The sequence below is a fragment of the Streptomyces sp. NPDC058678 genome (genome assembly GCF_042714835.1).
Classification (GTDB): Bacteria; Actinomycetota; Actinomycetes; order Streptomycetales; family Streptomycetaceae; genus Streptomyces.
The window spans coordinates 1-9,415 of the sequence record NZ_JBHXSG010000135.1; the positions used below are offsets into that span (position 1 = coordinate 1).

Sequence of the window (9,415 nt, forward strand, 5' to 3'; positions counted from 1 at the left end):
AGGACACCCCTCAGCCGAGGAAGGAGAACTCCTTCCAGAGCCCGCCGGCATCACCACCGCGACAGCGAAGCCGAACAGGACCCACACCGCCGGCCTCACCAGTTCGACGCCGCTCAGCCGCGGCGCAACCCCGATCTCCGCCACCGAGCGAACTGCCCAACAGCCCGCAGCACATCGCCGGTCTCACCACAGGACGGCAGCCAGGGTGCCCCGTTCGGCCGTCACACACGGACTGAGGACGCCCTCGCCACGGCTCTGCAGAAAGAAAGAAGAGACCACCGGGCCGGCGCGAACACTCGGATGGACCGTGCCGAAGCAGACCGCGTCCGTACCCGGACCGGGAGTATTGGATGGATCATGATGCATCGCCGCCTCGCCCGCGACTACGAGACCCTGCCCGCCAGCTCCGAGGCCATGATCCGCATCGCCTCGATCGACAACCTCGCCAAGCGCATAACGGACGAGACCACACCAACGAGGAACCTACTAGGAAATAAACGGCAATTCACCTACATCAAACGCCCTCTGAGGAGAAATTCTTCTCCGCAAGTGGTCGGGCCGATCCTGATGTCGAGGACGCGCGCCGAATGGAGGAGATCGTGCGGCCACCGATCTGGACTGGACGATCGTCCGTCCGTCGGGATTGTTCGACGCCACGCCCGTCACGGACTACCGCGTCGCCGTCGCGCCACAGAGACTGCCCGGCATGTCCACCTCCCGCGCCGACCTTGCCGACGTGCTGCTGCGCGAGGCCACGGAGGACCGGCACGTACGCGCCTGCATCGAGGTGATCACCACCCAGGGCACCCCGAACTACGCCAGTGTGTTCCTCAAAGAGGCGCTGCGCATCGGCAAGTGATCCGGCAGCCTGCAGAGAGTGGGCTGGACTGTCGTTGGTGGTCGGCACCGGTCGCTGCTGAGCGGCCTCGACCGGCCCAGAGGCGGCCCAGGGACGGGCCCCCACCAGATCGGCGCACGCCTGGATCACCTGACCCTGGAGTGTGTTACCTCCAGTACGCAGGTTGGGGGAACCGATCACTCCGTCGAGGAAGCGCTCTCACCAGCGAAGCAAGACGAAGGCCCTCCATTGATCATCGGGGAGCCATGTGCGCGCCCCGACTCGTAGGCCGAGAACTGCTGACTGCTGGACCCCTTCGTCCCCAAGCCCACTCGGGCAGGCTGCTGACCCTGGTCGGTATACCTTCCACCTGCGCTGACGGTCCGCAGCCGGCTGCTCTCGACCGCCGTTGTGCACTGACGTCAGGCGACCGGCGCCTTCTTGGCGGAGCCTGTTTATCGGCTCCAGGCGGAGGGTGGCACTGCGCGAACAGGTGCCCGATTTGATGGATAATCTATTGATTAGGGGCGCTGTTTCCTGCTGCCACGCCGCAGCCGTGTGGTGCAGCTAGGCGGTACGTGTCCTTCACGACAGCTCACCACACGGGAGGCGGCCGAAGTGGACAGGGAACACGTCGTGGACGTACTGAGACGCAGCCGGGCAGTGGGGTCCGCCCTGGTGGCACCGCTGGTCGTTTCTCTGGCACTGGTGCCGTTCCGGACCTCCTTCGCCAGCGTCGACGCGGCTCTCGTCCTGGTCGCGGTGGTGGTGGCTGTGTCCGCCATGGGGAATCGTGTCGCCGGTCTGATTGCGGCGGTTTCGGCCGCCGCCTGGTTCGACTTCTTCCTGGTCGGTCCATGGCAGGAGTTCTCCATAGCAACTACCCAGGAGGGTTGGACGGTCCTCCTGCTGCTCGTCATCGGCGCCGCGGTCTCGGAGCTGGCCGTACGCGGGCGCCGCCAACGGGCGCGGGCGGAGGCGGCTCATGACCGTCTGGAGCTGCTGCACGACGCCGGTATGGTCATCGGCGCCAGCCTCGATGTGGAGCGGACCGCGCAGGAGCTGGCGCGGGTGGCGGTGCCCCGGTTCGCGGACTTCGTCACCGTGGACCTGGCGGGACCCGTCCTGCTCGGAGAGGAGCCAGCCGTCGACGGCGTGGATGTGCGCCGGGTGGCCGTAGCGGGCATCCGGGAGGACCACCCGTTCCACCCGGCGGGCGCGCTGATCACATCCACCGCATACGCTCACCAGGCCCGCAGCAGTGGGCAGGCGAGGATCGAGCCCGATCTGCCGGCCTCCACCGCATGGCGGTCCTCGATCCCGGAGCAGGCTGAGTCAGTGCTGGACCACGGCATCCACTCGCTGATCACAGCGCCGCTGCGGGCACGGGGCGTGCCGCTGGGGGTCGTCAGTTTCTGGCGAGCGGGGGAATCCGACCCCTACGAGGCGAGTGATCTGTCCGACGCCGAGGAACTCGCCGTCAAGGCCGCCGTGGCCACCGACAACGCCCGCCGCTACGCCCATGAGCGAGCTATCGCGCTGGCTCTGCAGCGAAGTCTGCTGCCGCAGCGGCCGCCCGAGCAGACTGCTGTGGAGGTGGCCTTCCGCTATCTGCCAGCAGGCTCACAGGCCGGCGTGGGGGGTGACTGGTTCGACGTGATCCCGCTCTCCGGCAGCCGGGTCGCCCTTGTCGTCGGAGATGTCGTCGGCCACGGCATCAACGCCTCCGCCACCATGGGACGGCTGCGCACCGCCGTACGTACCCTGGCTGATGTCGACCTGCCACCCGACGAACTCCTCACTCACCTCGATGACCTGGTCATCCACCTTGCCGGTGACGAGAAGGCCAGCGTCGCCGAAGGCGATGTTGCGGCGGCCGGTGAGCTGGGAGCAACTTGCCTGTACGCGGTCTACGACCCCGTCTCCCGGATCTGCGCGCTGGCTTCGGCCGGGCACCTGCTGCCCGCCGTCAGCACTCCCGACGGTTCGGTGGCAAGTGTCCGCGGGTTCGTAGGTCCCCCATTGGGACTGGGCGGCCTGCCCTTCGAGACCACTGAGCTGACCCTGCCCGCAAGCAGCGTGCTCGCCCTCTACTCCGACGGCCTGGTCGAGTCCCGTGAGCGTGACATCGACGAGGGCTTGGACACGTTGCATGACACGTTGGCGTCCCGACCGCCGTCGCTGGACGCAACCTGTGACGCCATCATCCAATCGTTGGTGGCTGACAGACCGGCCGACGATGTCGCCCTGCTCCTTGCCCGCACCCGCGCCCTTAGTGGGGACCGGGTGGCCAGCTGGGAGATTCCCGCCGACCCAGCCCTCGTCGCGCGTGCCCGGAAGCTGGCCGCCGAACAGCTCGACGAGTGGGGGCTGTGGGACGCGGCCTTCATCACCGAGCTACTGGTCAGCGAGCTGGTCACCAACGCCATCCGCTACGGTGCGCCGCCGATCGAGCTGAGATTGATCCGCAACGGCACACTGATATGCGAGGTCTCCGACGCCAGCAGCACCGCTCCCCACCTGCGCCGTGCCCGGGACTACGACGAGGGCGGCCGGGGCCTGGTCCTGGTCGCTCGGCTCAGCCAGAACTGGGGCACCCGACATGCCACCGTCGGAAAAACCATCTGGTGCGAGCAGAAGCTACCGACTGACTGAAAGGCGCAGATGCATCCAACAAGTCTCCGCCACGTCCCGCCTGTCGAGTACGAGACCACCTACCACATGCAATCCACGAAACCCCAGTTCACAAGCACGATCTGGATCTCCACCGAACTCGGAGTGGTTCACTCCTGGCCTCGCCGGAGCGTGATCGGCATCGTTGGCCGCACGGAGGTTCTCATGCCTTCTCCTGGCTCATGTGCCCGATGGAGGTGCTGCTGAGCACGCCAGTTGGGACTTCAAGTCCCGCGACGGGGGTCTCAAGCGGGAGGACCAGCATGAAGTAGCCGCGGGGGACGTCGGCTGCCCAGCCCAGACGCCACTCCGCGGTTCCGGCGCCGTTGGGGATGAACATGTTCTCCCAGCCGCGGGAGGCGTCGTGGTCGGCGGTGGGCCTGGAGGGCACCCACGAGATGCGAACGCGCAGTCGGCCCGCGTCCTGTGTGCCGCTGTGGCGTGAGGGGCGGGCCTCGGCACCCCTCACCATCCGCACGCCCTCAGCGTGCCGCCATCACCGCCGACCTGCCGCTCGCCCTCCCTGCCCGGCGGTGCTACTCGACGACTCGTGCCTGCCCGCCTGCATGCGGCAAGGTGCACGGCGGCGGACACACAAGGCGCGCGGAACGGGAGCGACCGGTCGCCTGCGAAGACCCCACCAGCCGACGACCGCGGGCCCGGTCATAGCCGCCGACATGGGGGACGGCCATGAGCAGGTTGCGTGCCTGACCGGCAGGGGGCCAGGCCGATCCGGCTGCGGCTCCGGCGGTTGGCCGACGTCAGGCCCGGCATCCGGCCGCCGGGCGGTCCTCAGCCCGGCATCCGGACTTCCTGCCAGAAGGCGTCGACTCGTGAGTTGAAGGCGTCGGGGATCTCCTGGAAGGGTTGGTGGGCCTCGCCCGGCAGCACCTCGAAGCGCGCCCCCGGGATGCTCTCGGCGACCGCGCGCCCGAGGCGCGGTGGCGTGGCGATGTCGAGTTCACCGGCGAGTACCAGTGTCGGTGCGGTGATCTCTGGCAGGCGATCGAGCGTGTCGTGCGTCCTGAACGGTGCGAGCTGGCGCTGGAAGGCTTCGACGGTCTGCGGATGCGGGAAGGCCAGCGTCTCCTCGATGATCCGTTCGACCGTGCCGTCGTTGTGCGCCCGCGGCGTGTAGATCCAGAGCAGGAACGCCTCCAGCATGGCTCGCTCGTTCGGTGCTCGCTCGGCCATCCAGTGCCAGAAGTCCGTCATGGAGCGGAAGTATGCGTCGGGACGTGCCCATGTGCTCATCAGGACGAGGCTGCGGACGAGCCGGGGATGGTTGAGCGCCAGCTCCTGCGCGATGCGGCTGCCTCCCGAGAAGCCCATGACATGCGCGGCCGGGATGTCCAGCGCGCGGAGAACCGAGGCCGCGTCGTCCGCCATCCCGGGCACCGATAGAGGTCCCTCGGGCAGCGGCGTGCGCCCAGTGCCGCGGTTGTCGTAGGCGGTGAGACGGTAGCGGTCGGCGAGCCCGTCGAGCTGTGCCTGCCACGCTTCGGCGGGGTCGCTGAGCCCTGCGATGAGCAGGACGTCGGGTCCCTCGCCTCGGCGCTCGATCCAGATCCCGCCAGCGTCGGTTTCGATCGTTTCGCCCATGCCCGGCCTCCGCCTTCCGGGAACGCTTTCCGTGGAGAGCCCACGCCCACACCCCCGTACTCACACCGTCCCACAGGTCTCGGCCGGCTGCCTGCGCTGGGCGACCTGAGCAGCCAGTAATCCTCCTCTGCCCCAGATGGCGCCGCCTTCCGCCCGGCGTGATGCTGAAGAGACGGGAGGCAACCACCATGAACGACGCGGATCCGGGATCGAGCAGGCCGATCATGGGGGAGCACGGCAAACCCCTCGATACCGGACTGCCGCGCCCACTCCTGGACGGCTTCGCCTCACGCCTGCACGGGCGCCTCATCCTGCCTCAGGACCGGGACTACGAGCCGGCGCGAGCGCTCTGGAACGGCATGATCGACCGGCGGCCGGCGCTCGTGGCACGGTGCCTCGGTGACGACGACGTGGTCGCCTCGGTGAACTTTGCCCGTGACAACGCCCTGCCGCTCGCGGTGCGCGGGGGCGGGCACGGAGTTGCCGGCCAGGCCGTCTGCGACGGCGGACTGGTTGTCGACCTGTCGGAGATGACGGACACCTACGTCGACCCCGAGGGTTCCACTGTCCGCGCCCAGGGCGGCTGCACGCTGGCAGACCTCGACCGCGCGACCCAGCGACACGGGCTCGCCGCACCCATAGGGGTGGTCTCGGCAACCGGCATCGCCGGGCTCACCCTGTCGGGCGGCATGGGTTGGCTCCGTCGCAAGTACGGGCTGAGCTGCGACAACCTCGTGTCCGTCAGGGTGGTCACAGCCCACGGGAAGCTGCTCACCGCGAGCGGGAGCGAGAACCAGGACCTGTTCTGGGCGATCCGTGGCGGCGGCGGAAACTTCGGCGTCGTGACCTCATTCGACTACCGCCTACATCCCGTGGGGCCCCGGGTCTTCCTCTGCCACGTGTACTACCCCCTGGAACGCGCCGCAGAGGTGCTCAGGGCCTGCGAGCGCTACGTCGCGGAGGTGCCCGAGGAGGCGGCACCGCTCGCCGTCCTCGGCCGGATACCGAGGGCCGAGGCGTATCCGGCGGCGGTACAAGGAGAACCCTTCGTGGCGCTCCTCGCCGTGTCCACCGGTGCCGGTGAGGACGCGGCCGAAGGGGGTGAGCGCGCGCTGCGTCCGCTCCGAGAGATCACCGAGCCTCTCTGCGACCTCAGCGAGCACACCGCCTACACCGAAGCACAGAGGTTCCTCGACGAGGACTACCCGGACGGCAGGCTCTACTACTGGAAGTCCGTGAACGCACCCGAACTCAGCGACAAGCTGATCGAGCGTCTGACCGAACTTGCCACGGCGGCGCCTTCGCCCGACTCGACCATCGACGTCTGGTACCAGGGCGGCGCGATGGCACGGGTGGGAGAACAGGAGACCGCCTTCGCCAACCGCGGCGTGCCCTACCTGTTCGGCATCGAGGGCAACTGGGACCGCCAGGCCGACTCGGAGCGGAACTTGGCCTGGGTCCGCGACACCTTCGCCGACCTGCGCCACTTCTCCACCGGGGGCGTCTACCTCAACTTCCCCGGCTTCCTGGAAGAGGGCGATCAGCTCCTGCGGGAGGGCTACGGCGGGAACTACGAACGGCTTTCAGCAGTCAAGACGAAGTACGACCCGGGCAATCTGTTCCGCCTCAACGCGAACATCCAACCGACCAGCTGAGCCCTGCGTCGATCACCTGCGGTGATCACGTCACCCTCCGACTCGGGGTCCAGACGCTGTGCCCTTTCCGCCACCCGGTTACCTCCGCCAAAGCCGCCTTGGCTTTCTGGCTTCCGGCCCCTGGCCCGTTGTCCGCCCAGAGGGCCCATTTCTTCTGGGCCTCGGAGCCTGCAACCCTGGCGTGACTCCGATGCCTTCGGCAGACCGCCACCGATCGAAAGGAACGCACTGCCCGCTTCCTGGAACGGGTACGGCTCACGGATCTCCTTCTCCGCCAAGCCGGCACGGGTGTTCCCGGCTGGTTCTTCTCGGCCCACCAAGTTGATATCGGGGGCGGTACGCGCCGCCGGCCGCCGGTGGCGATCGGGGCCACCGGCGCACGGGGCATGGAAATGGCAGTGCGCCACGCGGATCTGTGGATCAGCACGCAACCTCATGGTGTGTCCGCCAGCGGCGCGCAGAGACCGCGGCACCCCGAAACACCATGGACGCGGACGGCAAGGTCCGGCAGTCAGTACTGCTGAGCTGGCCTGATGTTCTGGTTGGCGTGGAAGAGGTTGTCCGGGTCGTACGTCCGCTTGACCTGCGCAAGCCGGTCGTAGTGGTCGCGGTAGGTGGCCCGGACCCGCCCCTCCTCCTCACCCTGCCCCATGAAGTTCACGTACGAGCCCCCCATGGAATAGGGGTGCATCTCCTCCCAGTAGTCGACACACCATCGCTTGATCGTCTCGGCGTTGGCCGGGTCGGGGTCCACGCCTGCGAAGACGCCTGACCAGACGGCATCCCGGTAGCTCCACGCGGTATCTTCCCGGGCCACCCGATGGGCGGCCGCGTCGACCGGGTAGAGGTGCATCAGCGACAGCGGCGTGGGAAGGTTCTCGCCGTACTTGAGGTGCACGTCCACGGCTGCGTCCGGGACACGGTCGAAGAAGTCGCCGCGCCAGTACCACTGGTACCCGGTGGGAATCAGCTCGTCGAACAGGCTCTGCAACGCGGGATAGGGCATCGGCGACGTGAAGTGGAAGGCAGGCGGCGCGGGCTCGTTCACCACCGCGAGGACGTCCTCGGTGCGGTCCGGGTCACCGGTGTGACACCACACAATGCCGCACACCTTCCGGCCGTGGAGCTCTTCGGGGAAGGGCGGACCGGGCGGGATGGTAAAGAGCGTGAAGAAGCCGTAGATGTCCTCGGAGGCCTGCGGGAGGAAGTCGCGGTACCACGTGAGCACCTCACGGGTGCGGTCGACCGGCCACACGGTGATTCCGACCCCGACGGTGTCCACCGGGTGCAGCCGGTAGGTGAACGAGGTCACGATGCCGAAGTTGCCGCCGCCACCACGCAGGGCCCAGAAAAGGTCCGGGTGCTCGGTCTCACTCGCGGTGACGAAGCTGCCATCGGCCAGCACGACGTCCGCGGCCAGCAGGTTGTCCACGGTGAGGCCGTACTTGCGGGTGAGATATCCATGGCCACCGCCAAGGGTCAGCCCTCCCACACCGGTCATCGACACGATGCCGGTGGGAGTCGCGAGCCCGAAGCCGTGGGTGGCGTGGTCAAGATCCCGGAGCTGGCTGCCGCCGCCCACCTGGGCAGTCCTCGCGCCGGGATCGACCCGTACCCAGCGCATCGGCGAGAGATCGACCGTGACGCCGTCGTCCACCAGGCACAGGCCGGGACCGCTGTGCCCGCCACCCCGGACGGCGAGCTCCAGGCCGTTGTCGCGGATGAAGCTGACCGCATCCATGACATCCGCGGCATCCGCGCACCGCACGATTGCGGCGGGACGCTTTTCGATCATTGCGTTGTAGATGCTGCGAACCTGGCGATATTCGGGATCCTGCGGGCCTACGACCGGCCCCCGCAGAGAGGTCTGCATCGCTTCCAAGGTCGCATTGTCCATGGCGATCTCCTTAAGGAGGCGGATATCCTGCCCCCGGCTACGGCCGTCCATGGCCGTCACTCGATCAGCTGCTTTTTTCTCTCGCCGGTCCTTTGCCAGGTCGTCTCAGAGCCCGAGGTTTCGCGGGCGTCGTGTCAACGGACGCCTTAGGCATGACTTGTCCAGCGTCCCGCCGACTACCGAGCCATGCAATTCCTATCGGTCGCTGGGTCTCCGCCAAGGTCGTCGCTCAGGGCAATGCAGGCAGTGGCACGGGCCGCAGATCCTAGTCGGGTCGGCCATCACGGCTTGGAGACCGTCATGGCGGTAGCCCAGAGCTTCGAGGCGCACCGCGAACCGGTCGGCAAACGCATCACTCTCAAGGGCTGGCCGCGACGAAATCCTCCGTGCCCTGCACACCGTCGCTGCTGGAGGCGCGACCTTCAGCCCGCACATGGCCGAACGCCTCGGCCCCCTCTTCGCCTCCTTTACTGGCGCGGCGGCCAAGGATGCCTTCCCCACCCTGACCACACGTGAGCACGAGATCCTGAACCTGCTCGCGACCGGCCTCACCTACCAGAGGGACTGCTGCAGGGTTGGGTGACACCTGACCTGGCTTGCTGAGAAGCGGCCTGGAAGGATGTTGCAGTGCCCAAGCCGTATCCGAAGGAGTTCCGCGAGGACGTCGTGCGGGACGCGCGCAACCGCGAGCCCGGCGTCACGCTGGAACAGATCGCCGCCGATTTCGGGGTCCACCCGATCACGTTGTCG

Annotated in this window: 7 protein-coding genes and 4 pseudogenes; 8 read left to right on the forward strand and 3 right to left on the reverse strand. The window is 67.8% G+C overall.

The window, feature by feature from the left end:
* Positions 1-342 precede the first annotated feature (342 nt).
* The 4 genes and pseudogenes from ACFWWR_RS47440 to ACFWWR_RS47455 all read left to right on the forward strand — a co-directional run.
* Positions 343-477 (forward strand): annotated as a pseudogene (locus ACFWWR_RS47440) (IS5/IS1182 family transposase); the annotation flags it as partial.
* 166 nt (positions 478-643) lie between these two features.
* A pseudogene (locus ACFWWR_RS47445) lies at positions 644-700 on the forward strand (hypothetical protein); the annotation flags it as partial.
* A 6-nt stretch (positions 701-706) separates the two neighbouring features.
* A complete protein-coding gene (locus ACFWWR_RS47450; RefSeq protein ID WP_384310594.1) occupies positions 707-859 on the forward strand; it encodes a hypothetical protein in 153 nt (50 codons plus the stop codon).
* A 615-nt stretch (positions 860-1,474) separates the two neighbouring features.
* Entirely contained in the window at positions 1,475-3,493 is a 2,019-nt protein-coding gene (locus tag ACFWWR_RS47455) for a SpoIIE family protein phosphatase (protein ID WP_384310586.1), read from the forward strand.
* 181 nt (positions 3,494-3,674) lie between these two features.
* Here ACFWWR_RS47455 and ACFWWR_RS47460 read toward each other — a convergent pair whose 3' ends face one another.
* The gene (locus ACFWWR_RS47460) at positions 3,675-3,989 is read right to left on the reverse strand and encodes a hypothetical protein (protein ID WP_384310587.1); all 315 of its coding nucleotides are present in this window, start codon (positions 3,987-3,989) and stop codon (positions 3,675-3,677) included.
* Between the two features lie 314 nt (positions 3,990-4,303).
* Positions 4,304-5,113, reverse strand: a complete 810-nt coding sequence (locus ACFWWR_RS47465) for an alpha/beta fold hydrolase (RefSeq protein WP_384310589.1) — start codon at positions 5,111-5,113, stop codon at positions 4,304-4,306.
* 188 nt (positions 5,114-5,301) lie between these two features.
* On the opposite strand from ACFWWR_RS47465, the gene ACFWWR_RS47470 reads away from it, so the two are divergent.
* Together ACFWWR_RS47470 and ACFWWR_RS47475 are read left to right on the forward strand one after the other, a co-directional pair.
* A complete protein-coding gene (locus tag ACFWWR_RS47470) occupies positions 5,302-6,768 on the forward strand; it encodes an FAD-binding oxidoreductase (protein ID WP_384310591.1) in 1,467 nt (488 codons plus the stop codon).
* A 224-nt stretch (positions 6,769-6,992) separates the two neighbouring features.
* A pseudogene (locus tag ACFWWR_RS47475) lies at positions 6,993-7,292 on the forward strand (LLM class flavin-dependent oxidoreductase); the annotation flags it as partial.
* Here ACFWWR_RS47475 and ACFWWR_RS47480 read toward each other — a convergent pair.
* The gene (locus ACFWWR_RS47480; protein ID WP_384310592.1) at positions 7,280-8,665 is read right to left on the reverse strand and encodes an FAD-binding oxidoreductase; all 1,386 of its coding nucleotides are present in this window, start codon (positions 8,663-8,665) and stop codon (positions 7,280-7,282) included. The pseudogene ACFWWR_RS47475 and the gene ACFWWR_RS47480 sit on opposite strands and share 13 nt — an antisense overlap.
* A 246-nt stretch (positions 8,666-8,911) precedes the next feature.
* Between ACFWWR_RS47480 and ACFWWR_RS47485 the strand changes: the two are divergent.
* Positions 8,912-9,028 (forward strand): annotated as a pseudogene (locus ACFWWR_RS47485) (ATP-binding protein); the annotation flags it as partial.
* Positions 9,029-9,098: 70 nt separating this feature from the next.
* On the forward strand, positions 9,099-9,248 hold the full coding sequence (locus tag ACFWWR_RS47490) for a hypothetical protein (RefSeq protein ID WP_384310596.1): 150 nt from the start codon (positions 9,099-9,101) through the stop codon (positions 9,246-9,248).
* Positions 9,249-9,415: the final 167 nt, after the last annotated feature.

Bases quoted from the DNA above. Each gene is read 5' to 3' on its own strand.
- ACFWWR_RS47450 (WP_384310594.1), top strand. From the start codon at position 707: ATGTCCACCTCCCGCGCCGACCTTGCCGACGTGCTGCTGCGCGAGGCC.
- ACFWWR_RS47465 (WP_384310589.1), bottom strand. From the start codon at position 5,113: ATGGGCGAAACGATCGAAACCGACGCTGGCGGGATCTGGATCGAGCGC.
- ACFWWR_RS47470 (WP_384310591.1), top strand. From the start codon at position 5,302: ATGAACGACGCGGATCCGGGATCGAGCAGGCCGATCATGGGGGAGCAC.
- ACFWWR_RS47480 (WP_384310592.1), bottom strand. From the start codon at position 8,665: ATGGACAATGCGACCTTGGAAGCGATGCAGACCTCTCTGCGGGGGCCG.
- ACFWWR_RS47490 (WP_384310596.1), top strand. From the start codon at position 9,099: ATGGCCGAACGCCTCGGCCCCCTCTTCGCCTCCTTTACTGGCGCGGCG.